Consider the following 24481-nt stretch of genomic DNA (forward strand, 5'->3'; position numbering starts at 1 on the left):
GAGCACGCCGCGGGGGTTGGCGCGCAGCGGAAAAATGTGGCCGGGGCGGGCGAATTCATCTGGCTTTGCGCGATCGTCGACGAGGGCGCGGACGGTGGCGGCGCGGTCGGCAGCCGAGATGCCCGTCGTCGTGCCCTTGAGATAATCGACGGAGACCGTAAAGGCGGTTTTGTGCGATTCCGTGTTGTTGGGCACCATCAGCGGAATATCGAGCGCATCGAGGCGCTCGCCTTCCATGGCAATGCAGACGAGGCCGCGGGCGTGGGTCATCATGAAGGCGATTGCCTCAGGGGTGACGGCATCGGCCGCGACCACGATATCGCCTTCGTTTTCCCGGTTCTGGTCGTCGACGACGACGACCATCTTGCCGCTGGCAATGGCTGATATGGCATCTTCAATTGTTGCAATAGTCATGCTGTCTGGCCTTTCAAGGGTTATGTCAGCGTACTGACATGGTCTGCTCGGCTCAATCCGTGAGCGAGCCTTCTGCCCTTGGGCGAACAAACGTCAGCCGACTCCAGGATGGAGTGCGACTGCCCGTGTTGTCCTCTTCCATCCGGACTATACCGTCGGCTCCGGCATCTCACCGGATCTGCTGACCTTCCAGCAATTCAAAGTGCTACAGCGTCGTTTGCGCGTCTGAAAGACGCGCGGCGCTGTGGTGCCGGAAGCGCTCGCGGGCTCCAGGATCACTCCTGATACCGCCGGTGGGGAATTACACCCCGCCCTGAGAACATTTCAAAGATAGGATCAAAAATAGGCAGATGGCAAGGTCAGTCGACCGGGCAAAAATGCAAAGCTGCCCTAACGCCGATGGACACACTGTTCACATGGAGGCGACGACCGGCTCGCCTTCAGTGCTTGGTTAGTGGTTTGGTCCTTCCATGCATGTCGTTGTCCCAAACCACTGCGCACTTTTAGGCGACATGCATCAGGACATGATCAGGCCGCCGTCGACATTGATCGTCTGGCCGGTGATATAGGCGGCGTCATCGCTGGCGAGGAAGGTGACCAGGCCGGCGACATCCTCTCCGGAGCCGGCCCGTTTCATCGGGATGCCCTCGACCCATTCCTTCATCAGTTCGCCGGGGGCGTAGTTGCCGAGCAGCTTGCCCCAGGCCTGGTCGTTATAGGCCCACATGTCGGTCTCGATGATGCCGGGGCAGAAGGCGTTGACGGTGATCTTCTCGGTCGCGACTTCTTTGGCCAGGCTCTGGGTGATGCCGACGACGCCCATTTTCGAGGCGGCATAATGCGGCGTGTAGATGAAGCCGTCGCGGGCCTGGCCGGAGGCGGTGTTGATGATGCGGCCGCCGCGCTTGTGCTTGCGCATTCTTGATATCGCCTCCTGGGCGCAGAGGAAAACGCCTTTGGTGTTGACGGCCATCACCTTGTCCCACTCGTTTTCGGTCAGGTCCTCGACCCGGGCGATGGTAATGACGCCGGCATTCTGGATCGAGACGTCGACCGAGCCGAATTCCTTCTCGGCGGCATCGTAGAGGGCCTTGACGCTTGCCTTGTCGGTAACGTCGCCGATGAAGGAGATCGCCTTGCCGCCTTCGGCCCGGATCTGTTCGGCAACGCCGTGGACCAGCTCCTCGTTGGCCGAAACGACGAGATTGGCGCCTTCGCGCGCAAAGCGTCTGGCGATGGCAGCGCCGATGCCGCGGCTGCCTCCCGTGATCACGACCGTCTTATCTTCGAAGCGTTTCATGCTCTTTCCGTCCCGGTAAACAGCAAATCTGGGCGTGACCTGCCCTGCGATGATTATTGGAGCTCAAGCGGTTGCCGAGATAATCTTGGCGAATTCAGGCAGTCTTGGGCGCCGTTCGTTCGACAGCCCGTTCGATCGGCGTGAAGGGCGGGCAGACGACGATATCGCACGCCGTCTTGCCCGTTATTCCCTTCAGCGCCTCGATCTCAGCTAGGGAGGAAGCGAGACCGTTCATTATCCAGTTGCCGGCAATGAGCTTTCGCCTCGCCATCACCAGCAGCAGAAACCGCCGTCGACGAGAAGATCGACGCCGGTCACGAAGCTTGCCGCATTCGACAGCAAGAACACTGCCGGGCCTACCATCTCGTCCACCGCTGCCATTCGCTGCATTGGCGTTTGCTCTTCGAAGAGCTTGGTCTGATGAACCATCTCCGGACGGGTGTTCATGGGCGTTGCCGTGTATCCGGGGGAGATGGTGTTGACGCGAATGCCGCGGTCGACCCATTCCATCGCCATAGACTTCGACATATGGATCACGCCCGCCTTGGAGGCGTTATAGTGCGCTTGGCTCAGCCCTCGGTTTACGATCACACCCGACATGGAAGCGATGTTGACGATGGAGCCGCGTCCATTCTTCAGCATGGCGCGAGCCTCGGCCTGGCAGGAAAGAAAGACGCCTTTCAGGTTGATATCCATCAACGTCTGATATTGGTCCTCCTCCATCTCTTCCGCCGCGTTCGCGTTAGCGATGCCCGCCGCGTTGACTGCAAGTGTCAATGCGCCGAGATCTGCCTCGGTCCGTGCTATTGCCTCTCCAAGGGAAGACTTGCTCGTGACATCCGCCGCGATCTGGATCGAACGGCGGCCAGCGGCGCGAATATGTTCAGCCGTCCTGGCCAGCCCGTCGTCGGTTCGACGGTCGAGTAACGCCACGTCGGCGCCGCACTGTGCAAGGCCGATGGCAATGCGCTGCCCGATGCCGCTTCCGGCTCCGGTAACGATGGCAACCTGGCCGCTGAGATCGAAAAGCTTCGGGGCGTTCAGAGTGATGTCGGACACCGCTCTTCCTTTCTCTGTCTGTTTAGATGGTGGCTAGCTCCATGACCGAAACGTCATTTGCCTGGTCACGATTGAGAATGCCTGCCTGTTTGCCTTGTGCAAGCACGAGAATGCGATTGGAGACTCCGAGAACTTCCTCGAGGTCCGAGCTTACGACGATGACCGCCACGCCCCGTTTGGCAAGATTGACGATGATGTCGTAGATGCCCGCTCGGGCGCCGACGTCGATGCCTCTCGTCGGTTCGTCGAGTACGACGACCTTAGGATCGCGCATCAGCCATTTCGCGATGACGACCTTCTGCTGGTTGCCGCCGGACAGGTCCGAGGCATATTGCTCCGCACGGCCCTTCACGCCGAACTTGGCAACCGCCTTCTCCGCAAACGAGCGCTTGACGCGCGGCGTAATCCAACGCCCGCCCAGCTTGTCAAGATTGGCGTATATAATGTTCTCGCCGATCCGGTGCCCGACAACCAAGCCCTGCTCCTTGCGGTCTTCCGGGACCATCACGATGCCCTTGGCGATCGCGTCCGCCGGATCGCGCAGCCTGAGTTCTTCGCCTTCCAGCTTGATCGAACCTGCACTGATTGGGTCCGCGCCCGAAATGGCGCGGACAAGTTCCGTGCGGCCGGCGCCGACCAATCCGGCGATCCCGAGAATTTCCCCGGCGCGCACATCGAAGGTAACGTCACGGAATGAGTTGTCCGGCGAGCTCAGCCCCGACACCTGGAGTACTGGATGGTCTGTCGGAACCGGCAGGGCAGGGAACAAGCGGTCAAGTGGGCGTCCAACCATGCTCTCGACGATCGTTCGCACCGGTGTCGCGCTGTCGGAGAATTCCTGCACGCGCTCGCCATCACGAAGAACAACGATCCGGTCGGTTATTCGCTTGATCTCTTCCATGCGGTGGGAAATGTAGACGATGCCGACACCCTCTGACCGAAGCTTTCTAACCTGTTGGAAAAGAGCTTCCGTCTCCGCGCCGCCAAGGGCGGCTGTCGGCTCATCGAGGATCAGGAGCTTTGCGTTGAGAGCCAGCGCCTTGGCGATCTCGATGAGTTGTTGATTTGCTGTGGAAAGGCCGGCGACCGTCCGCGTTGCGGGTATGTGAAGGTTCAAGCGAGCGAGCTGGTCCTGGGCCCGGCGAACCATTTGGGGACGATCGACGACGCCGTTCTTCATCGGCCAGCGTCCGATGAAGACATTTTCCGCGATCGACAGTTGCGGCAGAAGCTGCAGCTCCTGGTGGATCAGGACAACGCCCTTGTCGATCGCTTCCCTTGGGGTGGCTGGGGCATAAGGCTGCCCCAGCCATGTCATTGATCCTTCGGACGGTGTGCGGGACCCGGCGATGATGCCCGATAGCGTTGACTTGCCCGCTCCGTTTTCACCGAGAAGTGCAACCACTTCGCCCGGATAGACGTCCAAGCTGACATTCTTCAGAACCTGGAGCGGCCCATACCACTTGGATATGCCCCTCAGGGAAAGAACTGGATCAGTCATGGCACACCTCCTCAAGACCTCAACTTCATTACGGATGGTTGGCGATGAAGCCTGCGACGTTTTCTTTGGTTGTCAGCGTGGCATCCATGAGCTGGACCGGCGGCACCTTTTCTCCGGCGACAAGCTTGGCGGCGTTTTCAACCGCATCGCGGCCCATCTTCTGCGTCTGCTGGGTCGCAGTTACGTTGAAGACGCCTTTGCTGAGCGCTTCGAGAGCTGCGGTGTCACCATCGAAGCCGCCAACCACGATCTTCTGGGAAGGATTGGCGACCTTGATCGCCTGCGCGGCGCCAAGGGCGAGGCCGTCGGCCTGGGCGAACACGATCGAAACGTCCGGATTTGCCTGCAGCATATTCTGCATGATCTGGAATCCTTCGTCCTGGCTCCAGATGTTCGAGAACTGCTCGGCGACAACCTTGACGTCCGGATATGCCTTGAGAGATTCAGCGCAGCCCTTCGAACGATCGACTTCCGGCGTCGTGCCCTTCTGGCCGTGGATGATGACCATCTTCCCCTTGCCGCCGGCTTCCTTCAGGATGTAGTCGCACACGGCCTTGGCAGACGCGACGGAATCCGTTGCAAGGAATGTATCGCCGGGTGCTCCCTCGGCGTTGCGGTCAACGTTCACGACCGGAATACCAGCGTTCTTCGCGAGTTTGACCGGAACGGTCGCAGCGGCCGCACCTGCCGGAATGTAGATCAGCGCGTCGATTTTCTGGGTCAGGAGGTCCTGAATCTGATTGACCTGTGTCGGCCCGTCGCCCTTTGCGTCGACCGTGATGACTTCGATGCCGCGCTTCTTGGCTTCGGCTTCGACCGATTGCTTGATCTGGTTGAAGAAGTTTGCCTGAAGGTTGGCAACGGCCAAGCCGAGCTTCTTCAGTTCCGCCGCGTGTACGGGGCCGAGCATGAGACCCAGCAGTGCAGCAGACGCGAGCATGGTGCGCGCTATTTTCATTGTATTTCCTCCGTTGTTTGATGGAACCCTCGGGTATGTCCTCCCCCTCGGGGTATTGATCCGCCCCAAACCCTTGGAGCGGAATTCCAGGCCCGCCGACGCGGCGGACCCCGTTCGTCAGGCGCGACGCCGACGAATAGTCTCCGCGCCGACCGCAAGCACGATGACGATGCCGATGATCACTTGCTGCAGGAACGGCGAGACGTTGAGAAGATTGAGCCCGTTGCGAAGGACGCCGATGATAAGAACACCGATAAGTGTTCCTCCGATACCGCCCGCGCCCCCCGAGAGTGAAGTCCCGCCGATGACGACCGCAGCGATGGTGTCCAACTCATAGCCCAGACCGCTGGACGGCTGGACGGAATCCAGCCGGGCGGCGAGTACGATGCCCGCGAGCCCCGCAAGGACTGAACTTGCGACGTAGACGCCAATCGTCACGAGCGGGACGTTGATACCCGCCAGCCGAGCGACTTCCGGATTTCCTCCCACCGCGTAGAGCATGCGGCCTTCGGACCGGAAGTGCAGGAAAAGCCACGCCGCAAGAACAACCGCAAGCATGAGAAACACCGTGGCTGTCAACACACCGAAATGGCGATCGATTGCCAGCATCATGAACCAGTCGGGGAATCCGACGATCTGCTGGCCGTCCGTGATCATATTTGCGACGCCGCGAGCCGCGGACATCATTGCAAGAGTGGCAATAAACGCTGGAACCCTGAACTGCGTCACCAGTAGTCCGACGATCAGCCCCGAAACGCCCGATGCGACCAGAGCAAAAGCGATCCCGACCGGCAGCGGTAGGCCGGCGACATTCGCAGTCCAGCCCATGACCATCATCGCAAGAGCGAGTGCCGAGCCGACGGAGAGATCGATGCCGCCGATCAGAATGACAAAGGTCATTCCGACGGCCATGATGCCGAGAACCGTGATCTGATCGAGGATGTTGAGGCCGTTCCGAACCGACAGAAACGTGTCGGTGCTGACGCTCAGAAAGACGCAAAGCGCGAGCAGCCCCACGAGTGGGCCGGTGGCGCCCTTGAGCTTGCTCAACCAGGCGCCGGACGAAAGCCTGTGTTCATTGATATCAAGCGCCACCATTGTTCCTCCCTATGCGTAGGCTGATCGCTAATTCGTTCGTAGAATAAATATTCACCGATGCTGGAAAATTCATTAACAAGTTGCCTTCCGGCTGTCAATAGGATTTTCTGGGCCTGCAACTGCCGGTGCGCCGCTTAAGGGGCTTGACTAATCGGTGTCTTGTGCAAAAATATTGATAACTGAATATTTATGCATGAGAGGACTCCATGAATACGACAGAACTCGAGCGGGTCGCTCGCGAGATCCGATTGCGCGATCTCCAGGCGGTCTTTGAAGCGGGCGCCGGCCATATTGGCGGGGAGATGTCGGTTATCGACATTTTGACTGCCCTCTATTTTCGTGTGCTGAATGTTTGGCCCGATCAGCCGAAGCACCCCGACCGCGACAGGTTCGTTCTTTCGAAGGGACATACTGCATGCGCTCTGTATGTGACGCTCGCAAAACGTGGCTTCATCCCGGAGGAAGAGATTTCCACCTTTTTGCAGCCGCATTCGAGGCTGAACGGGCATCCAAATTGCAACAAGGTTCCTGGCGTCGAAACGAATACCGGGCCGCTCGGCCACGGTCTTCCAGTCGCAATAGGAATGGCAAAAGCCGCCAAGCTCTCAGGCGCGAAATATCACACCTATGTCGTCACCGGCGATGGTGAGATGCAGGAGGGCTCCAACTGGGAAGCGATCATGGCGGCCGCGCAGTTCAAGCTCGATAACTTGACGCTGGTCATCGACCACAACAGGTTCCAGCAGGGCGCGGCCCTGGCGGAAACCAACGATCTCGCCCCGCTTCGTCCGAAGCTTGAAGCTTTCGATTGGGAAGTCACCGAGATCAATGGGAACAATATGAGCGAAGTCGTTTCAGCTCTCGAACACCGAGGATCGGGACCGCATTGCATCGTCGCCCACACCAATAAGGGACATGGAATCTCGTTCATGCAAGACCGAGTCGACTGGCACCACAAGGTACCGAGCAAGGAACAATACGAAATCGCATTGGCAGAATTGTCGGAGGCACTGTAATGAACGCGCCAATAAACGCACCCAAGCTCTACGATTGCCGCGACGCATTTGCCACTACGCTTGAGCGGCTGGCAGCCGAAAACGAAACGATCGTTGCCGTCTGCAACGACTCCGTGGGTTCCTCCAAGCTCGGCGGCTTCAAGGCGAAGTTTGCAGAGCGCCTCGTCAATGTCGGTATCGCTGAGCAGAACATGGTGGGGGTTGGAGCAGGCCTCGCCAATGGCGGACGCCTTCCGTTCGTGTGCGCCGCCGCTCCGTTTCTAACGGGACGGTCGCTGGAGCAGATCAAGGCCGATATTTCGTATTCGAATGCCAACGTCAAGCTGGTCGGCATTTCTTCTGGAATGGCGTATGGCGAACTCGGCCCGACCCATCACTCGATCGAGGACTTCGCCTGGACGCGGGTTCTGCCTAATCTCCCGGTCATTGCGCCTTGTGACCGCAGCGAAACAGCTGCTGCGGTTGAGTGGGCCGCGGCCTACAACGGCCCCTGTTTCCTGCGTCTGTCTCGCGTAGGTGTGCCTGATCTCCTTCCGGAGGGTCACAAGTTCGAACTTGGCAAGGCAAATCTCCTTCGCCAGGGTTACGACGTCACCCTTATCGCAAACGGCACTTTGACTCATCGAATCTTAAAGGCTGCCGAGATTCTCGCAGAACGCGGCATCAACGCCAGAGTGCTCAACCTTGCAACGGTTCGTCCGATCGACGAGGACGCCATCATCGCGGCGGCGAAGGAAACCGGAGCGATCGTCACAGCCGAAGAGCATTCGATCTTTGGCGGGCTCGGTTCCGCGGTCGCAGAAGTGGTGGTCGACAATGCTCCAGTCCCGATGAAACGTCTCGGAGTTCCCGGCGTCTACGCTCCGACCGGTTCGGCAGAGTTCCTGCTCGACGAATTCGGGATGGCGCCGTCCGCAATCGCCGACGCGGCGCAGTCGCTGATCAGGCGCAAGTAACTGGGATCACGTGATCAGCCCGGACGCTTTTTGTCGTCCCGGCTGCCGTCTGATCTGGGGAGGATAGAATGCGGGCAATTCTGGCAATTGACCAGGGCACGACCAATTCAAAGGCAGTTCTCGTTTCCGAAAAGGGAGAAATTGTTGGCAGAGGTTCGGCTCCGGTCGGCATCGCCTATCCGAAACCAGGCTGGGTCGAACAAGACCCACACCGGCTCTACGCATCCGTCTGCGAGGCGATCGACGCCTGCCTGAAGGCCGCCCCCGACGTGGCTGTCGAGGCCGTGGCGATTTCCAATCAGCGCGAGTCAGTCACGGCCTGGGACGCCGAAACGGGAGAAGCACTTGGACCGCTGGTAAGCTGGCAGTGCCGTCGAACGGCACAGGATTGCGAACGTCTCATTGTCGAAGGCCACCTTGACCGTGTGCAGGCGCTCACAGGCCTGCCACTGGATCCGATGTTCCCGGGTTCGAAATTTCGATGGCTGCTCGACCGTATGCCGGCCGGGCGATCGGTGCGGCTGGGAACGGTCGACAGTTGGCTCGTCCACTGCCTGACGGGCGGGCGCCGGCATGTCTGCGATGCTTCCAATGCCGCCAGGAGCCAGTTGTACGATCTCCAGGAGCAGAGATGGAGCAAGGAACTTGGCGAGATTTTCGGCGTGGATATCGCGCTCCTCCCCGAAGTACTCGACAGCTCTGCCGACTTCGGCAGGACGCAAGGGTTGCCAGGCGTGGCGGATGGAACTCCTATAATGGCCGCGATAGGAGACAGCCATGCTGCGCTGTTCGGCCATGGCGCATTCAAGCCGGGTGATGGCAAGGTAACCTTCGGAACCGGCTCTTCTATCATGACGACGCTTCCGCGATTCATTCCCCCACGCAACGGCGTCACAACGACCGTCGCATGGCGTCTCCATGGAAAGCCGACTTTCGCTTTCGAAGGCAATATTCTCGTTTGCGCCGCCAGTCTCCCCTGGATGGCAGGCATTCTCGGCCTTTCAGACGTGGCGGCTCTTGTCGAACTTGCGGCGAGCGCCGAACCGGGCGGACCGGGCTTCGTGCCAGCATTCGTGGGACTGGGCGCACCCTATTGGAACTCGGACGCCCGTGCCCTGTTCTCCCAGATCAACTTCAATACGACACGTGCGCAAATGGCGCGGTCGGTAACCGATTCGATCGCCTTCCAGGTGCACGACGTGATCGCCGCCATGCGTGCACAAAGCGGCGGCGAGCTCGGGGCGCTCTATGTAGACGGCGGACCGAGCCAAAACCGGTTCCTGATGCAGTGTGTCTCGAACCTCATCGAACATCCCGTGATCCAATGCGAAGCACCCGAGGCGTCGGCTTTGGGAGCTGCATATCTCGCGGGTCTCTCACTTGGCTTGTGGAGCGATCTTCATGTTATCGCTGAGTTGCCCCGGAGCTCGCATATCATTGACCCGGAACCCGTGGATCGAGCGGTGCTTCTGAATACATGGAATGATGCACTTGCCCGCTCGACGTCCCGCGAAACAATGGCTAATGATGAATAAAAATTCACCCTAGGATTAGCGATGACTCGCCTCAATGAACTCCGCCTCATCTCAAGGGTCGCCCAGATGTACCATTTGGAGGGACGGCGACAGGCGGAGATCGCAGAGCACCTTCGCCTGTCGCAGGCGACAGTGTCGCGCATGCTCAAGCGCGCCGAGGCTGAAGATATTGTCCGAACCAGCGTGACTCCCCCCGTTGGCACCTACAGCGAGCTTGAGGGCGCGCTTCGCGAGAAATATGATTTGCCGGAGGCGATCGTCGTTGAGTGCACGGAAGATCGGGACGGAGCCATCATGGCCCGTATCGGAGAGGCAGCGGCTCATCTCTTGGAGGTGACGCTTGCGCCAGGGGAGATCATCGGCGTTTCGAGTTGGAGCCAGACCATCTCCAAGATGGTCGAGAACATTCATCCGCTGAAGAGCGCTCAGGCGAAATACGTCGTCCAAACCCTTGGAGGCATGGGCGATCCTTCAGTCCAGACGCATGCGACGCAGCTTACTACGCGGCTTGCTCGGCTGACCGGCGCTGAGCCAAAACTGCTCGCTGTGCAGGGCGTTACGACGTCCAGAGAGGCAAAATTTCTTATGCAGGCCGATCCATACGTTCGGGAGACGATGGACTTGTTCGGCAGCATAACGCTTGCGATTGTCGGAATCGGAGCAGTCGAACCGTCGGAACTTCTCGCACGGTCCGGCAACATCTTTTCGTCTCGCGAACTCTCTGATCTCGCGGAAGCGGGAGCCGTCGGCGATATCTCACTTCGCTTCTTCGATAAAAACGGCAAGCCGGTCAAGACACCCCTGGACGACCGGGTCATAGGGCTTCCACTCGAGGATCTCGAACGGGTGGACCGGGTCATTGCTCTTGCCGGCGGGTCCAAAAAGACTGACGCTATCGCAGGGGCGCTCCGCGTGGGGGTCATCGACATGCTTGTTACCGACAAGTTTACCGCGCAGCGATTGATCAACTGATGAGGCAGACTGATTTTGGCAGCCTCAATGCGCTGTCCCATCCACAATCACATGATCGTGGTCCATCGAGCATTTCTCCACCCGGGCCTCGACCCGGTAGATCTCCCGTAACATCTCGGCAGTGACGACGTCGCGGGGGGTGCCGCAGGCGTGCATGCGACCGTTGGCGATGACCAGGACCTTGTCGGCGAAGCGTAGCGCCTGGTTGAGGTCGTGGATGGCGATCAGCACGATCATGCCCTTGGTGCGGGCCTGGCGGCGCATGAAGTCGAGAACCTCGACCTGGCGGTGAAGGTCGAGCGCGCTTGTTGGTTCGTCCATCAGCATGATCTCCGGTTCGCGCACCAGAGCCTGGGCGATCGAGACCAGCTGGCGCTGGCCGCCGGACAGCGCGCCGAGATCGCGGAAGGCGATGGCGGTGATATCAAGCGCCTTCATGATCTCGTCGATGAAGCGCAGGTCGCTGTCGCTGACCGCCCAGGACTGGCCCTGCTTGCGGGCGAGAAGGATGGATTCGTAGACCGTCAGCACCGCGTTTGCAGAGGTATCCTGCGGCATGTAGCTGATGGCGTTTTTCGTCTTCGAGCCTTCGACGACGACATGACCCGGCCCCTTGAGCAGGCCGGTGATGCGTTTGAACAGCGTCGACTTGCCGGCGGCGTTCGGGCCGATCACCGCCACGACCTCACCCGACTTCATCATCGGCGTGGTCACGTCTTCGACGAAGAGCTTGCGGCCGTGATAGGCGCCGACCGACTGCAACTGTAGTGCTACCACGACCGGCTCCTGTTCGAGAGGATGAGCGAGAAGAAGAAGGGCACGCCGACCAGCGCGGTGATGATGCCGATCGGGAAGACGACGCCGGGGATGATCGACTTCGAGACGATCGAGGTCAGCGAGAGCAGCAGCGCGCCCGACAAGATCGATCCCGGCAGGAAGAAGCGCTGATCCTCGCCGAGGATCATGCGCGCGATATGCGGCCCGACGAGGCCGACGAAGCCGATCGTGCCGACGAAGCTCACAGGCACAGCGGCAAGCAGCGAGACCACAAGCATGGTTTCGAGCCGGATGCGGCGGACATTGACGCCGAAGCTTGCAGCCTTGTCCTCGCCGAGGCGGATGGCGGTCAGCGCCCAGGCGTTGCGGGCAAAGAGCGGAAGTGCTGCCAACAGGACGGCAAGCGTCACCCAGATCTTCGGCCAGGTGGCCTTGGTGAGGCTGCCCATCGTCCAGAAGACGACGGCCGACAGCGCCTGTTCGGAGGCCAGATATTGCAGGAAGGCGAGAGCCGCATTGAAGGTGAAGACCAGCGCGATGCCGAGCAGCACCACCGTCTGCACCGAGACGCCACGGGCTTGCGAGATGAAATGGATGAAGAGTGTGGCGATCAGCGCCATGATGAAGGCATTGACCGGCACCAGCAGCCCGGCCGCTACAGGCAGAAGCGGAACGCTGGTGACGATGGCAAGTGCGGCACCGAAACTTGCTGCTGCCGAAATGCCGAGCGTGAAGGGGCTGGCGAGCGGATTGGCGAGGATCGTCTGCATCTGCGCACCGGCGACGGAGAGCGATGCACCGACGACGATCGCCATCACGGCAACCGGCATGCGGATGCCCCAGACGACGGCGCGCACCTGATCCGAAACCGAGGAGGGGTCGAGAAGGGCAGCGACGACTTCATTGAGACTATAGCGGGCCGGGCCCCAGGCGAGATCGACCGCAAAGGACAGGCAGAGCGCTGCCGTCATGGCGGCAAGGATCAGAAGCTTGCGCCGGGCGAGGGCGCGGTAGCGCTCCTTCCCGGCTTCGGCTTCGATCGATATGGCGGCGATCTCGGCCATGTCGGGTTACTGACCCGCCTTGGCGTCGACCCAGTAACCCGGCTGGTAAGCGACCGGCAGGAATTTTTCGTGGAATTCCTTGAAGGTGGCGTCGGGATCGAGATCGGCAAAGAGGTTCGGATGGAACCACTTGGCCAGCTGCTGGACGGCGACGAACTGGTAGGGGCTGGTATAGAACTGATGCCAGATCGCATGGACATTGCCGCCGGCAACCGCCCTGGAGCCGGTGAAGGCAGGGTTTTCCATCAGCATGTTCAGCGCTTTGCGGCTGTCGTCGAAGGTGGCGGCAGCATTGGGACCGACATTCACATAATCCTTGGCATTCTTGGTCTGGCTCCAGTTGGAGCCGGTGACGACGATGACGTCAGGATTGGAGGCGACGACCTGCTCGGCATTGATCGAGCCGGTATAGCCCGGCAGGAAATCGGAGCCGAGATTGTGGCCGCCGGCCCAATCGACCATCAGGCCGAAATTGTCGGGACCGAAGGTGCCGCAGCATTCGACCAGGCCTGCGGCGCGATACATGAAGACATTCGGCTTCGGCGGATTGGCGGCCTTCAGCTTGTCGGTGACGCGGGCCATCTGCTCTTTCCAGATGCTGGCGACGGCTTCGGCGCGATCCTCATGGCCGAAGATCTGGCCGAGGATCTTCAGGCTCGGCTCGGTGTTGGCGAGGATATGCTCGCGGAAATCGATGTAGACGATCTTCACGCCGATGCCGTTCAGCATGTCTTCGAGCTTCACCTCGTCAGCGGCCGCCTTGTTGCCGATCGGCAGCAGCAGCACATCGGGATGAAGCTTGACGACCGTCTCGGTCTGCAGCGTGCCATCTGTGAGGTTACCGAGGAAGGGCAGGTCCTTGCCCTTCGGAAACTTCTCGACATAGGCGTTGAAGCCGTCCTTGTCGGTGGTCCAGAGATCGTTGCGCCAGCCGACGATCTTGGCGAAGGGATCTTCCTTCTCGATGGGTGCTACGGCGTAGAGCATGCGGCCTTCCCCAAGGATCACACGCTCCACCGGCTTGTCGAAGGTCACTTCGCGGCCGGCGACATCCTTGACGGTGAAGGATTGCGCCCAGGCCGAAAGCGGCATCAGGCTCGCAATCGCCGCTGCGGAGACTGCGAGTATTTTCACGAAATTCATCTGGAAATTCCCCCGAGGTCTGAATAATGTCCGCAGGCATAAGAAATATGACTTTATGAATCAAGTTATATGTTTTAGAGCGTTTCCAAAGTGATCCGATGCCGGGGTGCCTCAGATGAATTCCATGAACACGAACTACTCCATCCGCGATGAAATCCGCGACTTCTGGTCGGAACGGGCGGCGACCTTCGACCAGAGCGTCGGCCATGAAATCTTTTCGGAAGCGGAGCGGAAAGGCTGGCAGCGGCTGATCAGAAAGCATCTGGGTGAGGGCCAAGGGCGCGCGGCACTCGATCTTGCCTGCGGCACCGCCGTCATCTCACATCTGATGCGTGGTGCCGGCTTTGCAGTCACCGGCCTCGACTGGTCGGATGCGATGCTGGCGCAGGCGCGCGCCAAGGCGAAGAAACGCGGCACCGATATCCGCTTCGTGTCCGGCGACGCCGAAAACACGATGGAACCACGGGGAAGCTACGACGTCATCACCAACCGGCATCTCGTCTGGACGCTGGTGGACCCGGCTTCTGCCTTCAAGGAATGGTTCGCGGTACTGAAGCCGGGCGGTAAGGTGCTGATCCTCGACGGCAATATGGGTAGGGAAACCTGGGTCAAGGGCCTGCAGAAGCTCTGGACAAAGGTGACCGGCAAGCCGGCGGCGAGCCACATGACGCCGGAGATGATGGCGCGGCACCAGAAGATCCGCTCACGCGTGCATTTCTCCAGCCAGATGCCGGCCGAAGCAGTCGTCGATCTTCTGCGTCAAGCCGGATTTACAGACATCGTCGTCGACCGCAAGCTTGGGGATATCCATTGGGCTCAGGCCCGCAAAATGCCGTTCCTGCGCGGGCTCGAGCGCATGGTGCAGGAGCGGTTTGCGATTTGTGCGCGTAAGCCTGGGTGATGGGGTTGGTGCCGGCGCTGCGGCTTGCTCCCTCTTCTCCCCTCGGGGAGAAGGTGGCCCGCAGGGTCGGATGAGGGGGCCGCACGGCACACCATTCATTGCCCTTCGCTTGCGCTCAGTGCATGCGCTCCTGTCGTCGCTTACCCCCTCATCGCCTCGCTATCGCTCCGGCACTTCTCCCCGCTGGGGAGAAGAGATATGCGGCACCGACGCGCGTCCTCTTTTGGGTCTTGGTGCGGCGGCTATGGTTAGGGGCCCTTCGCGGGGCTCAGGGCGTTCGGCGCTGCGATCGATTCACTGGATCGATCGCTCCCGCTTTGCGGGACCGCGCCTCACCCACCGGTGACACTCATATGCCGCGCCACGGCAGGACGGTTATGCGTGCGGTCGATGATGAAGTCGTGGCCTTTGGGTTTGCGGGTGATGGCCTCGTCGATGGCGGCCAGGAGGAGGGCATCGTCTTCAGTGGCGCGGAGTGCCGCGCGGAGATCGGCGGCGTCGTTCTGGCCAAGACACATGTAGAGCGTGCCGGTGCAGGTGAGGCGCACGCGGTTGCAGCTCTCGCAGAAATTATGGGTCATCGGCGTGATGAAGCCGAGGCGGCCGCCGGTTTCCTCCACCCTAACGTAACGCGCCGGGCCACCGGTCTGGTAATCGATGTCGACAAGGGTGAACTGGTCTTCGAGATCGGCGCGCAGTTTCGAGAGCGGCAGATACTGGTCGGTGCGGTCTTCTTCGATCTCGCCCATGGGCATAGTTTCGATGAGGGTCAAATCCATGCCGCGGCCATGGGCGAAGCGCAGGAGCTCCGGCATCTCGGCATCGTTGAAATCCTTCAGCGCCACAGCGTTGAGCTTGACCTTCAGCCCGGCTTTCTGAGCGGCATCGATGCCTTCCATGACCTTGGCGAAATCGCCCCAGCGGGTGATCTTGCGGAACTTGTCGGGATCGAGCGTGTCGAGCGAAACGTTGATGCGACGCACGCCGCAATCATAAAGCTCCTCGGCATGGCGGGAAAGCTGCGAACCGTTGGTCGTCAGCGTCAGCTCATCGAGGCCGGAACCAATCTTCTGGCCGAGCTGGCGCACCAGATACATGATGTTCTTGCGCACCAAGGGCTCGCCGCCGGTCAGCCTGATCTTGCTGACGCCCTTGGCAATGAAGGCGGAACAGAGCCGGTCGAGCTCTTCCAGCGTCAAGAGATCCTTCTTCGGCAGGAAGGTCATGTTCTCCGCCATGCAATAGGTGCAGCGGAAATCGCAGCGGTCGGTGACGGAGACACGGAGATAGGTGACCGCCCGCCCGAAGGGGTCGATCATCGGGTCCGCACCTGCCACCAGCGGCGATGCATTGCCTATCGTTCCAACTCTGCTGTTCACCTGTATCTCCGTACTCCAGTCAATGTGGGCATATGCTATTGTCGCGTCAAGGGAAACAGCCCGCTCGAGCGTGCCAATTTCAGCTTGCGCTGAAAAAGATCAGCGCCTACTCCTCGCATGAGAAGAGGACAAAATGATGAGCGATATCTGGCCGAGCGAACTTCGCGTCTCGAAAGACAGGCAGCGGCTGGTGGTGACCTTCAACGACGGCCAGAGCTTCGACCTGTCGGCAGAGCTCTTGCGTGTGCTGTCGCCCTCGGCCGAGGTGCAGGGCCACGGGCCAGGGCAGAAGGTGACGGTGCCAGGCAAACGCAATGTCGCGATCATCTCGATGATGCCGACCGGCAATTACGCCGTTCGGATCGGCTTCGACGACATGCACGATACCGGCATCTACACCTGGACCTATCTGCGCGAGCTCGGCGAACGCGGCGCTGAGCTGTTTTCCGCCTACGAGGACGAGCTCAGCGAAAAGGGCATGAACCGCGACACGGCGGAGAAGCCGCGCTGAGGGCCACGAGGGCGCCGCTATCGCTTTCAATCCACACATAATTCCAGCCATCGGGGGGCCATATGGCGAAAACGAACGGAAAGAACTGGCTGCGCGCCAAGGGCAGCGCCAGCGGCAGCAAGGTGACCTTCCTCGAACTGTTCTTCGACCTGGTCTTCGTCTTTTCGATCTCGCAGCTCTCGCATGCGCTCGCCGCCCATTATACGCCGCTTGGTGCTGCCGAAGCGGCGCTGATGACCTTCGCCGTCTGGTGGGTGTGGATCTTTACCGCCTGGGTGACGAACTGGCTCGATCCCGAGAAAATGCCGGTGCGCGGCATGCTGGTGGCGCTGATGATGCTCGGGTTGCTGCTGTCTGCCTCCATCCCCGAGGCCTTTGGCGACAAGGGGCTGCTGTTTGCCGGCGCCTATGTGGCGATGCAGGTCGGGCGCTCGCTGTTTACGACCTATGCGATGACGCGCGTCGACCGCCCCAACACGCTGAATTTCGTCCGCATCACCACCTGGCTCGTGGCAGCATCGGTTTTCTGGATTGCCGGCGGGCTGCTCGAGCATGAAGCCCGACTGATCGCCTGGGTGATTGCGCTGGCGATCGAATATGCCGGGCCGGCCGCGGGCTTTGCCGTGCCGGGGCTCGGCCGCTCGACGGCGCGGGACTGGGACGTTTCCGGCGCGCATATGGCCGAGCGCTGTGCGCTCTTCGTCATCATCTGCCTCGGCGAAGCGATCCTCGTTTCCGGCCGCACCTTTTCGGAGCTGCCGTTCTCCGGGCTGACCAGCGTCGTGTTCGTCACCGGCTTCATCGGCACGGTCGCCATGTGGTGGCTCTATTTCCGCTTCGGCCACGGGCGCGCCGCCCACCGCATCGAGCATGAAGAGACGCCGGGCAGCTTGGCGCGGCAGGCCTTCACCTATGGGCATATCCCGATTCTTGCCGGCATCATCGTCCATGCGGTGGCGGTCGAGTTCATGTTCTCGCATCCGCATGAGACCGGCAATCTCGGCATCGCCGCGGCCGTGCTCGGCGGCTCCGGCCTGTTCCTGATCGGCAATCTCTGGTTCAAGGGCGCGACCAGCGGCCAGCTGCCGCTATCACATCTGGCCGGCCTCGTGTTTCTGATCCTGCTCGCCTTCGCAGCACCCTTCATCGAGGTCTATTTGATGGGCATTCTGGCGACGCTCGTGCTGATCATCGTCGCCGCCTGGGAATATCGCTCGCTGACCGGCACGACGGCCGCGCCGACGCTGCATTGAACATCAGTCCTCGTCGCGCAGATCTTTCATCAGCACCGTGACGATCCGCTCCATCGAATCGGCGGTCGCCATGCATTGCTCGATCGGCTCGTCCGATAGCACGCGGTCGATGAGGCCGGTCTGGATGGCCATGGCTTCCTCACTGAGCTTTCGACCCTCTGGCGTCAAATAGAGGCGCAGCACGCGCTTGTCGCGCTCGTCATCGCGGCGAAGGAGCAGACCGCGCTTCTCCATCTGCGGCAAGAGCATGCTCATATTGGAGCGGCCGACCAGCAGCTTGCGCGCCAGCTCCTGCTGCGAGATGCCTTCGAAACGGTAGAGATTGACCAGGATATCGAGGTGCGGCGGCTTGATGTCGAGATCGGCAAGCGAGCGGGCCAATGACTGCTGCATCAGCTGGCAGGCGCGAGCCACCGCGATCCAACTGCGAAAACGCGGATGATCCCAGGGAAGGGATTGATTTTTGTTCATCGTTGTACTTTATTGTTCAGTGTTGAACAGTCTTTTGGAATCCCACTATGACAAACTTTGCGCTTGACGTCACCCGCCTCGGGTTTTCGGCTCTACAGGCGGTTTCGCCTGATCTGGCAGGCAGAGCGGCGTTCCAGCTGTTCTGCCGGACGCCGTCGACAAAGCCGAAGGGAGCAAAGGCGAAGGCGGCGCATGCAGCGGGTGCGGCCCGGCTTGCCGGCGCCGAACGCTTCACCCTCAGGCTTGCCGGCGGGCGCCAAGCGCATGCCTATCGGCTGAACGGCGGGGCGAGGGGCAAACGCAAGCGCTACCTGGTGACGCATGGCTGGGGCTCTAGCGCCGCATATATGGCCGAACTCGTCTCGATGCTTTCGGCAACGGGAGCGGAGGTCATGGCGCTCGATTTTCCCGGCCACGGCCGTTCCGGGGGGCGCTTCCTGCATATGGGGCTTGCGGTCGAGACGATTGCGGCGGCCGAAGCGCGGTTTGGCGCATTCGATGCGGCGATCGGTCATTCCTTCGGCGGTGCGGCGCTGATGGTCTCGGCAGCGGGGCTGCTGCCTGGCGTGGCGCCTGTCACCGGCGAGAGACTGGTGCTGATCGGCGCGCCGAGCGAGATGGGCTGGCTGTTTACCGATTTCGGCGGGATGATCGGCCTTCTCCCTGCAGCGCAAGCGGCGTTGGAGAATGAGGTTCATCGCGTCACTGGACGGAGACTGGAGGACTTCGACGCCGGCGAGGCGGCGGGCGAGATCGGCCGCCCCGTGCTCGTCATCCATGCCGAGGACGACAAGGAGGTGTCGTCTCTCCATGCCAGGCGCTACGGCGCGGCGGGAAAGGGCGTTCGGCTTCTCTGGGCGAACGGCTTCGGCCACCGTCGCATCATCGGCGCCGCACCGGTTCTTGCCGCGATCGCGGCATTTCTCGAAGGCGATCGGGGCGTGGGTGAAGCTCTTGATGAAAGCATCAAAAAAGATGCGGAGATCATTCCGTTTTTTGAGCTTCCGGCAAGGCGCGCGGCATTGTAGCGTCGCGAAGATCAAGCCGCGGCGGGACGCCTCATGAAAATCATCACCAGCATCGAAGAGCTCAACACGATCTATGGCGCCGGACTTTCGCCGGCCTCCGTTACCAAGGTGACGAAGCAATTGACCCCGCTCTATCGTGAGATGATTGAGATCTCACCGTTTGCCGCGCTTGCGACCGTCGGGCCGGAAGGACTCGACTGTTCGCCGCGCGGCGATCTCGGTGGCGTGGTGCGTGTCATCGACGACGAGACGCTGCATCTGCCGGACTGGCGCGGCAACAACCGGGTCGATTCGCTCTCCAACATCGTGCGCGATCCGCGCTTGGCGCTTATGTTCCTGATCCCCGGCTCGAACACGACGATGCGCATCAACGGCCGGGGCGTCGTTTCCGACGATGAGGCGCTGCTTTCAAGCTTCGAGATGGACGGCAAACATCCGCGCACCGTCGTCGTCATTTCTATCGACGAGGTCTATTTCCAATGCGCGCGGGCCGTGATGCGGGCCGAGCTCTGGAATGGAGAACACTTCGCCGATCCGGCGACGTTGCCGACGCCAGGACAGATGCTGAAGGCCGCGACCGGCGATTTCGACCAGGAAACCTACGACCGGGAATGGCCGGGGCGGGCTGCAAAGACGATGTGGTAAAGCATCGTCACCGGCGGCTCCTACTGAAAAAGTCGGCCAACTTCTCTTTCATGCTCGGCCCTGCGCCGAGGATGATGCCGAGTAACAACGAGGTTTGTCGACAACACTAAACCGTCACCTGCCAGTGACAGCGTGCGTGCGGCGCGGGACTGCGGTCAGGTCTTGTAGATCAGCCAGCTCTTGGTGAAATCCTTCTGCATGCCGTCCTGATAGAGGATGGTGCAGTTGCGGCCGGCATTTTTGGCGCCGTAAAGGGCGATGTCGGTTTTGCTATAGAGTTCGCCGGCATCCCCGGCGCTGGATGCCATGCAGATGCCGATCGAGACGGTGACCGGACCGTAATTCACCCGTGTACGGGAGTTCTTGAAGGGCGTCGTCTCCAGCGTGCGACGAATGCGCTCGGCGATCGCGGTCACTTCCTCGGGCGTGTTGCCATCGATGATAAGGGCGAATTCCTCGCCGCCGGTGCGGGCAACGAAGATGTCACGGCGGACATTGCTGCGGATGACGGAGGCGACGGTGGCGAGCACCTTGTCGCCGACCGGATGGCCGTAGGTGTCGTTGATCTTCTTGAAATTGTCGATGTCGCAGAGCAGCAGTGCCGTCACCGGCCGCATGCTCGAATTGTCGAAAATGGCGGCGAGGCGGTCGTCGAAGGCGCGGCGGTTGGAAAGGCGCGTCAGCGAGTCGGTGTTGGCGATGCGCTTGTATTCGTCGAGTTCTTTGCGGACCTGATCCATCTCCTGCGAGCGCTGGACAACGTCCTCGACCGTGCGTTCGCCGTGCGCCATGGTGTCGCCGGTCGCCTGGCTCAGGAGATCGATGGCGTTTTCGATCAGTTCGACGCTGGCGTTGCTCTTGGAGGTGATGCGCTTGTGGGTCTCGCCGAGCAGTCTGGTGTAGCTTTCCAGCGAGCTCTGCTCCTGCCTGAGAATGCGCAGCAGGCCATCGAGTTCGCCGGCAATGCGCGTATGGGCATCGTCGAAGACACGGGCCGGGCTGTGGGTGAAGTGCTGCGCGCCGAGCGCATCGAGTTCGGCCTGGGTCACCTGGCCGCCGAGGGCCGCGAGCTCGCGGGTGAGGGCTGGATTGGAGCCGATATAGGCCTCGTAGAAGAGTTGGTAATTGCGCGGTATCGGCGCGACGCCCATGGAGCGCATGGCATAGGTGATCTGACCCGCAACGTCGGGAACCGGCACCTTTGGCGCGACAGCCGTATTCATCCGGCGAACTCCTCATATATTCAAAGGCAATATTCTATTTGTTAGCTTAAATTTCTTGGGAAAAGATTAAAGCGATATATACCAAGGATTACATACGACAAATGGCCCATGAGCTAATACTTCGATCAGGCCTATGATTCTCCATGGAAAAACGTATCTTTACTGAGGCAGTGCATACTCGCTGAGCGGGTACAGTGTCTGAAAAACTTACAGTTCTTCTCTGCCGGAGACCGTATTCATCTTGTCGACAGTTGGTTTTGGCCGTTTCGTATTGCAGTCTCGACATCTTTGGGATCGTATTTTCTGCAACGGACCCGATCGTAGCCCGCAAATCAGGGCGTGAGATCATGGAAACCTCCCGTCATATTTCTTTCGCCATTCTGACCTTCACCGTCGTCGCCGCCGGCGTCTTGCTGCTGGAGCACACCGGCTTCTTCGCCGGCGCTTTCCGCACGGAGATCCTGGCAAGGGTCGATGCCGGGGATGTGGTGAGCGTGGGCGAGGCGGTCACAGCGCGGAACACAAGCGCCTCGGATAAGGCGTCGCCGCGGTAGAGCTGGCGGCAACGCAGCCCGCCCACTCACCCCAAATTCAGTTCCTGGAAAAAATCATTCCCCTTGTCGTCGATGACGATGAAGGCGGGGAAGTCTTCGACATCGATCTTCCAGACCGCTTCCATGCCGAGTTCGGGATATTCGAATACTTCAACCTTGCGGATACAGTCCTGGGCAAGACGGGCGGCGGGGCCGCCGATCGAGCCGAGATAGAAGCCGCCGTGCTTCTTGCAGGCCTCGCGCACGGCGCGCGAGCGGTTGCCCTTGGCAAGCATCACCATCGAGCCGCCGAAGGACTGGAATTGGTCGACGTAACTGTCCATGCGCCCGGCCGTCGTCGGGCCGAAGGAGCCGGAGGCGTAGCCGACAGGCGTCTTGGCGGGGCCGGCGTAATAGACCGGGTGGTTTTTCAGGTAATCGGGCATGCCTTCGCCCTTTTCCAGCCGTTCGCGGATCTTGGCATGGGCGAGGTCGCGGGCAACGATGATGGTGCCGGTCAAGGACAGGCGGGTCTTGACGGGATGCCGGGAGAGTTCGGCGAGCACCTCGGCCATTGGCCGGTTGAGATCAATGCGCACCGTCGATTCCGACAGTTTCGCCTCGTCGATCTCGGGCATGTATTTCGACGGATCGGTTTCGAGCTGTTCGACGAAGATGCCGTCGCGGGTGATGCGGCCCTTGGCCTGACGATCGGCGGAACAGGAGACGCCGAGGCCGATCGGTAGCGAGGCGCCGTGGCGGGGCAGGCGGATGACACGCACGTCATGACAGAAATACTTGCCGCCGAACTGAGCGCCGACGCCCATCTGCTGGGTCAGTTTGTGGATTTCCTTCTCCATCTCGATGTCGCGAAAAGCGTGGCCGCTCTCGGACCCTTCGGTCGGCAACTCGTCGAGATAGCGGGTGGAGGCGAGCTTGACGGTTTTCAGGTTCATCTCGGCCGAGGTGCCGCCGATGACGATCGCCAGATGGTAGGGAGGACAGGCTGCCGTCCCTAACGTCAGGATCTTCTCCTTAAGGAAGTCGATCATCCGGTCATGGGTCAAGAGCGAGGGCGTGCCCTGGTAGAGAAAGGTCTTGTTGGCTGAGCCGCCGCCCTTGGCGACGAAGAGGAATTCGTAGGCGTCGGTGCCTTCCTCGTAGATGTCGATCTGGGCCGGCAGATTGTTCCTGGTATTCTTCTCCTCGAACATCTTGACCGGCGCGAGCTGCGAGTAACGCAGGTTCTTCTTCTCGTAGGCATCCATGACGCCGCGGGCCAGCGCCGCCGTATCCTCGCCCTCGGTCCAGACCCTGCGACCCTTCTTGCCCATGATGATCGCCGTGCCGGTATCCTGGCACATGGGCAGCACGCCACCGGCGGCGATATTGGCGTTCTTCAGGAGATCGTAAGCGACGAAACGGTCATTGTCCGTGGCCTCGGGGTCGTCGAGGATCGAGGCGAGCTGCCTGAGATGGCCAGGGCGCAGCAGGTGGTTGATGTCGGCAAAGGCAGTCTCGGCCAGCAGGCGGATGCCTTCCGGCTCGACGGTCAGGATCTCCTGGCCCTTGAACGTATCGACCGAGACATGGTCGCCACTGATCTTGCGGTAGGGGGTGGCATCCTTGCCGAGGGGGAAGAGATCGTCAGCCATCGAAGTGACCTTTCTGGTAGGGCGTCGCTAGATTGGAACCGGTCTAAATCCGCCGCGGGGCAAATGCAATCAGGATGCGGCGGACTCTGGAGTGGGGGCATGTCGTGCCGCGTTTTGCAGTCGGCAGGCCACTCGCGGTAAGCGAGTGAAAGAACAGGCAAAATCGACATTTTTCGCGAAACAGACGACTTCAGGTTGCCTTCTGTTCGAGGCCAGTTCATATTCCCGGCAGCGTTAACCTGCCGGGGCTTCGAATGACAAATGCAAAGCCAACTGCTGTCGACGACCTTCTCGTTTTTTTCGAAGACAATTGGATCCGCGGGAATCTGCTGCGCCTCTCCAGCGATCCCGAGGGAGCGGACATGTATGTTCGCTTCGTCAATGGCGTGCGCATCGACGCCAAACATGGGCCTGACCACGAAACGATCATAAGGGGCGAATACGGAACCTTCAGACTGAAACCTGACGGTCACTTCGAGTACGAGTTGGACTACACACTCGACGTCGTGAAAAATTTAACGAAATACGATCAGCTCATCGAGAAGTTGAGCTTCAAGATGTCCGATGGCTCAGGGGGCACGGACCTCGGCGTGCTGACGCTCGCGATCGACGGCGTCAACGAAGGCGATAAATACCACGAGGTCCTGGATTTCGACGATATGGGCGTCTTGTCGAGGGCCGATAATTTCTCTCTGCCTGACTATCGCAACTTTGCACTTTCGGTGAATGGCAGCCACGACCTGACGCTTCTGAACGGGTATGTCTATGATACCATCCCGGGTGTCGACGCCATCACCGAGGACGGTTTCAGCGATACCGTTCTATCGCCCGGTTCTGCGCCCGTAAGCCTGAAAATGCTCGATGGCGGGGAGTTCACCTTTCAGAGCGTTTCGATCGCCGAATTGTCGGCATCGCCGTTTCACCTGACGCTGACTGCGCTGAACGACGGCCAGATCGTCTATCAGCAGGATCTCGAGGTCACCGGCCCCACTCTCGAGGTCAATCTCGAAGACATCGAAGAAATCCGTTTCGACTTCATGGGCAATTCTGTCGTGATGGACAATTTTTCGCTGTTGGTTTGACGTCGGA

25 protein-coding genes and 1 riboswitch are annotated in these 24481 nt (G+C 60.4%); of the genes, 11 read left to right on the top strand and 14 right to left on the bottom strand.

Annotation, left to right across the window (positions count from 1 at the left end; translation table 11 throughout):
- From MOV76_RS12865 to MOV76_RS12895, 7 genes are all read right to left on the bottom strand, one after another.
- A partial coding sequence (locus MOV76_RS12865) for a 3,4-dihydroxy-2-butanone-4-phosphate synthase (protein WP_247264655.1) occupies window positions 1–414 on the bottom strand: 414 nt, incomplete at its 3' end.
- Window positions 415–540: 126 nt separating this feature from the next.
- A riboswitch (FMN riboswitch) is annotated at window positions 541–739 on the bottom strand.
- Between the two features lie 192 nt (window positions 740–931).
- Window positions 932–1714, bottom strand: a complete 783-nt coding sequence (locus MOV76_RS12870; RefSeq protein ID WP_018446376.1) for a glucose 1-dehydrogenase — start codon at window positions 1712–1714, stop codon at window positions 932–934.
- A 94-nt stretch (window positions 1715–1808) separates the two neighbouring features.
- The gene (locus MOV76_RS12875; RefSeq protein WP_162710255.1) at window positions 1809–1949 is read right to left on the bottom strand and encodes a hypothetical protein; all 141 of its coding nucleotides are present in this window, start codon (window positions 1947–1949) and stop codon (window positions 1809–1811) included.
- A 35-nt stretch (window positions 1950–1984) separates the two neighbouring features.
- Entirely contained in the window at window positions 1985–2773 is a 789-nt protein-coding gene (locus tag MOV76_RS12880) for an SDR family oxidoreductase (RefSeq protein ID WP_028733040.1), read from the bottom strand.
- 22 nt (window positions 2774–2795) lie between these two features.
- Window positions 2796–4274, bottom strand: coding sequence for a sugar ABC transporter ATP-binding protein (locus MOV76_RS12885; protein ID WP_130716515.1), 1479 nt, complete (start codon window positions 4272–4274; stop codon window positions 2796–2798).
- Window positions 4275–4302: 28 nt separating this feature from the next.
- The gene (locus MOV76_RS12890; protein WP_018242297.1) at window positions 4303–5232 is read right to left on the bottom strand and encodes a sugar ABC transporter substrate-binding protein; all 930 of its coding nucleotides are present in this window, start codon (window positions 5230–5232) and stop codon (window positions 4303–4305) included.
- A 117-nt stretch (window positions 5233–5349) separates the two neighbouring features.
- Window positions 5350–6330: an ABC transporter permease gene (locus MOV76_RS12895; protein ID WP_018446373.1), complete on the bottom strand. Its 981-nt coding sequence runs from the start codon at window positions 6328–6330 to the stop codon at window positions 5350–5352.
- 206 nt (window positions 6331–6536) lie between these two features.
- Between MOV76_RS12895 and MOV76_RS12900 the strand changes: the two genes are divergently transcribed.
- The 4 genes from MOV76_RS12900 to MOV76_RS12915 all read left to right on the top strand — a co-directional run bounded on the left by MOV76_RS12900 (window position 6537) and on the right by MOV76_RS12915 (window position 10809).
- Window positions 6537–7346, top strand: coding sequence for a transketolase (locus tag MOV76_RS12900; protein ID WP_113542107.1), 810 nt, complete (start codon window positions 6537–6539; stop codon window positions 7344–7346).
- Entirely contained in the window at window positions 7346–8302 is a 957-nt protein-coding gene (locus MOV76_RS12905; RefSeq protein ID WP_247264656.1) for a transketolase family protein, read from the top strand. Before MOV76_RS12900 ends, MOV76_RS12905 begins: the two co-directional genes overlap by 1 nt.
- Window positions 8303–8370: 68 nt before the next feature.
- Entirely contained in the window at window positions 8371–9837 is a 1467-nt protein-coding gene (locus MOV76_RS12910) for an FGGY family carbohydrate kinase (RefSeq protein WP_247264657.1), read from the top strand.
- A gap of 21 nt (window positions 9838–9858) precedes the next feature.
- Window positions 9859–10809, top strand: a complete 951-nt coding sequence (locus tag MOV76_RS12915; protein ID WP_018446370.1) for a sugar-binding transcriptional regulator — start codon at window positions 9859–9861, stop codon at window positions 10807–10809.
- A gap of 24 nt (window positions 10810–10833) precedes the next feature.
- Here MOV76_RS12915 and MOV76_RS12920 read toward each other — a convergent pair whose 3' ends face one another.
- Genes MOV76_RS12920 through MOV76_RS12930 form a run of 3 tightly spaced genes read right to left on the bottom strand, consistent with a single transcriptional unit; the run spans window position 10834 to window position 13793 of the window.
- Window positions 10834–11586 carry an ABC transporter ATP-binding protein gene (locus MOV76_RS12920; RefSeq protein ID WP_247264658.1) on the bottom strand — a complete coding sequence of 251 codons (753 nt, stop codon included), beginning with the start codon at window positions 11584–11586 and terminating at the stop codon, window positions 10834–10836.
- Window positions 11580–12650, bottom strand: a complete 1071-nt coding sequence (locus MOV76_RS12925; protein ID WP_247264659.1) for an iron ABC transporter permease — start codon at window positions 12648–12650, stop codon at window positions 11580–11582. Before MOV76_RS12925 ends, MOV76_RS12920 begins: the two co-directional genes overlap by 7 nt.
- A 6-nt stretch (window positions 12651–12656) precedes the next feature.
- On the bottom strand, window positions 12657–13793 hold the full coding sequence (locus MOV76_RS12930; RefSeq protein ID WP_247264660.1) for an ABC transporter substrate-binding protein: 1137 nt from the start codon (window positions 13791–13793) through the stop codon (window positions 12657–12659).
- Window positions 13794–13908: 115 nt separating this feature from the next.
- Here MOV76_RS12930 and MOV76_RS12935 point away from each other — a divergent pair, with 115 nt between their 5' ends.
- Window positions 13909–14694: a class I SAM-dependent methyltransferase gene (locus tag MOV76_RS12935; protein ID WP_247264661.1), complete on the top strand. Its 786-nt coding sequence runs from the start codon at window positions 13909–13911 to the stop codon at window positions 14692–14694.
- Window positions 14695–15026: 332 nt separating this feature from the next.
- Here the strand turns inward: MOV76_RS12935 and moaA are convergent, their stop codons facing one another.
- Window positions 15027–16073, bottom strand: coding sequence for a GTP 3',8-cyclase MoaA (gene moaA, locus MOV76_RS12940; protein ID WP_247264662.1), 1047 nt, complete (start codon window positions 16071–16073; stop codon window positions 15027–15029).
- 136 nt (window positions 16074–16209) lie between these two features.
- Here moaA and MOV76_RS12945 point away from each other — a divergent pair, with 136 nt between their 5' ends.
- A complete protein-coding gene (locus tag MOV76_RS12945; protein ID WP_032980674.1) occupies window positions 16210–16584 on the top strand; it encodes a gamma-butyrobetaine hydroxylase-like domain-containing protein in 375 nt (124 codons plus the stop codon).
- Window positions 16585–16646: 62 nt separating this feature from the next.
- On the top strand, window positions 16647–17837 hold the full coding sequence (locus MOV76_RS12950) for a low temperature requirement protein A (protein WP_018446364.1): 1191 nt from the start codon (window positions 16647–16649) through the stop codon (window positions 17835–17837).
- Between the two features lie 3 nt (window positions 17838–17840).
- On the opposite strand, the gene MOV76_RS12955 is transcribed toward MOV76_RS12950, so the two are convergent.
- Window positions 17841–18308: a MarR family winged helix-turn-helix transcriptional regulator gene (locus tag MOV76_RS12955; RefSeq protein ID WP_047621350.1), complete on the bottom strand. Its 468-nt coding sequence runs from the start codon at window positions 18306–18308 to the stop codon at window positions 17841–17843.
- Window positions 18309–18355: 47 nt separating this feature from the next.
- Here MOV76_RS12955 and MOV76_RS12960 point away from each other — a divergent pair, with 47 nt between their 5' ends.
- Window positions 18356–19336, top strand: a complete 981-nt coding sequence (locus MOV76_RS12960; protein ID WP_247264663.1) for an alpha/beta hydrolase — start codon at window positions 18356–18358, stop codon at window positions 19334–19336.
- A gap of 33 nt (window positions 19337–19369) precedes the next feature.
- Window positions 19370–19981: a pyridoxamine 5'-phosphate oxidase family protein gene (locus MOV76_RS12965; RefSeq protein ID WP_247264664.1), complete on the top strand. Its 612-nt coding sequence runs from the start codon at window positions 19370–19372 to the stop codon at window positions 19979–19981.
- Window positions 19982–20136: 155 nt separating this feature from the next.
- Here the strand turns inward: MOV76_RS12965 and MOV76_RS12970 are convergent, their stop codons facing one another.
- A complete protein-coding gene (locus MOV76_RS12970) occupies window positions 20137–21204 on the bottom strand; it encodes a GGDEF domain-containing protein (RefSeq protein WP_018242281.1) in 1068 nt (355 codons plus the stop codon).
- Between the two features lie 347 nt (window positions 21205–21551).
- On the opposite strand from MOV76_RS12970, the gene MOV76_RS12975 reads away from it, so the two are divergent.
- Window positions 21552–21758: a hypothetical protein gene (locus MOV76_RS12975; RefSeq protein ID WP_113542100.1), complete on the top strand. Its 207-nt coding sequence runs from the start codon at window positions 21552–21554 to the stop codon at window positions 21756–21758.
- 26 nt (window positions 21759–21784) lie between these two features.
- Here MOV76_RS12975 and MOV76_RS12980 read toward each other — a convergent pair whose 3' ends face one another.
- Window positions 21785–23392, bottom strand: a complete 1608-nt coding sequence (locus tag MOV76_RS12980; protein ID WP_247264665.1) for a fumarate hydratase — start codon at window positions 23390–23392, stop codon at window positions 21785–21787.
- A gap of 254 nt (window positions 23393–23646) precedes the next feature.
- On the opposite strand from MOV76_RS12980, the gene MOV76_RS12985 reads away from it, so the two are divergent.
- Window positions 23647–24474, top strand: a complete 828-nt coding sequence (locus tag MOV76_RS12985) for a VCBS domain-containing protein (RefSeq protein WP_247264666.1) — start codon at window positions 23647–23649, stop codon at window positions 24472–24474.
- Window positions 24475–24481: the final 7 nt, after the last annotated feature.

It is taken from the genome of Rhizobium sp. PRIMUS64 (assembly GCF_023006465.1).
Classification (GTDB): domain Bacteria; phylum Pseudomonadota; class Alphaproteobacteria; order Rhizobiales; family Rhizobiaceae; genus Rhizobium; species Rhizobium leguminosarum.

Excerpts from the sequence above, each read along its gene's own strand:
- MOV76_RS12985 (WP_247264666.1), top strand. The coding sequence starts at position 23,647 with ATGACAAATGCAAAGCCAACTGCTGTCGACGACCTTCTCGTTTTTTTC.
- MOV76_RS12910 (WP_247264657.1), top strand. The coding sequence starts at position 8,371 with ATGCGGGCAATTCTGGCAATTGACCAGGGCACGACCAATTCAAAGGCA.
- MOV76_RS12925 (WP_247264659.1), bottom strand. The coding sequence starts at position 12,650 with ATGGCCGAGATCGCCGCCATATCGATCGAAGCCGAAGCCGGGAAGGAG.
- MOV76_RS12955 (WP_047621350.1), bottom strand. The coding sequence starts at position 18,308 with ATGAACAAAAATCAATCCCTTCCCTGGGATCATCCGCGTTTTCGCAGT.
- MOV76_RS12980 (WP_247264665.1), bottom strand. The coding sequence starts at position 23,392 with ATGGCTGACGATCTCTTCCCCCTCGGCAAGGATGCCACCCCCTACCGC.
- MOV76_RS12960 (WP_247264663.1), top strand. The coding sequence starts at position 18,356 with ATGACAAACTTTGCGCTTGACGTCACCCGCCTCGGGTTTTCGGCTCTA.
- MOV76_RS12870 (WP_018446376.1), bottom strand. The coding sequence starts at position 1,714 with ATGAAACGCTTCGAAGATAAGACGGTCGTGATCACGGGAGGCAGCCGC.
- MOV76_RS12895 (WP_018446373.1), bottom strand. The coding sequence starts at position 6,330 with ATGGTGGCGCTTGATATCAATGAACACAGGCTTTCGTCCGGCGCCTGG.
- MOV76_RS12965 (WP_247264664.1), top strand. The coding sequence starts at position 19,370 with ATGAAAATCATCACCAGCATCGAAGAGCTCAACACGATCTATGGCGCC.
- MOV76_RS12890 (WP_018242297.1), bottom strand. The coding sequence starts at position 5,232 with ATGAAAATAGCGCGCACCATGCTCGCGTCTGCTGCACTGCTGGGTCTC.
- MOV76_RS12905 (WP_247264656.1), top strand. The coding sequence starts at position 7,346 with ATGAACGCGCCAATAAACGCACCCAAGCTCTACGATTGCCGCGACGCA.
- MOV76_RS12875 (WP_162710255.1), bottom strand. The coding sequence starts at position 1,949 with ATGAACGGTCTCGCTTCCTCCCTAGCTGAGATCGAGGCGCTGAAGGGA.
- MOV76_RS12915 (WP_018446370.1), top strand. The coding sequence starts at position 9,859 with ATGACTCGCCTCAATGAACTCCGCCTCATCTCAAGGGTCGCCCAGATG.
- MOV76_RS12945 (WP_032980674.1), top strand. The coding sequence starts at position 16,210 with ATGAGCGATATCTGGCCGAGCGAACTTCGCGTCTCGAAAGACAGGCAG.
- MOV76_RS12970 (WP_018242281.1), bottom strand. The coding sequence starts at position 21,204 with ATGAATACGGCTGTCGCGCCAAAGGTGCCGGTTCCCGACGTTGCGGGT.
- MOV76_RS12930 (WP_247264660.1), bottom strand. The coding sequence starts at position 13,793 with ATGAATTTCGTGAAAATACTCGCAGTCTCCGCAGCGGCGATTGCGAGC.
- MOV76_RS12900 (WP_113542107.1), top strand. The coding sequence starts at position 6,537 with ATGAATACGACAGAACTCGAGCGGGTCGCTCGCGAGATCCGATTGCGC.
- MOV76_RS12950 (WP_018446364.1), top strand. The coding sequence starts at position 16,647 with ATGGCGAAAACGAACGGAAAGAACTGGCTGCGCGCCAAGGGCAGCGCC.
- MOV76_RS12885 (WP_130716515.1), bottom strand. The coding sequence starts at position 4,274 with ATGACTGATCCAGTTCTTTCCCTGAGGGGCATATCCAAGTGGTATGGG.
- MOV76_RS12975 (WP_113542100.1), top strand. The coding sequence starts at position 21,552 with ATGGAAACCTCCCGTCATATTTCTTTCGCCATTCTGACCTTCACCGTC.
- MOV76_RS12935 (WP_247264661.1), top strand. The coding sequence starts at position 13,909 with ATGAATTCCATGAACACGAACTACTCCATCCGCGATGAAATCCGCGAC.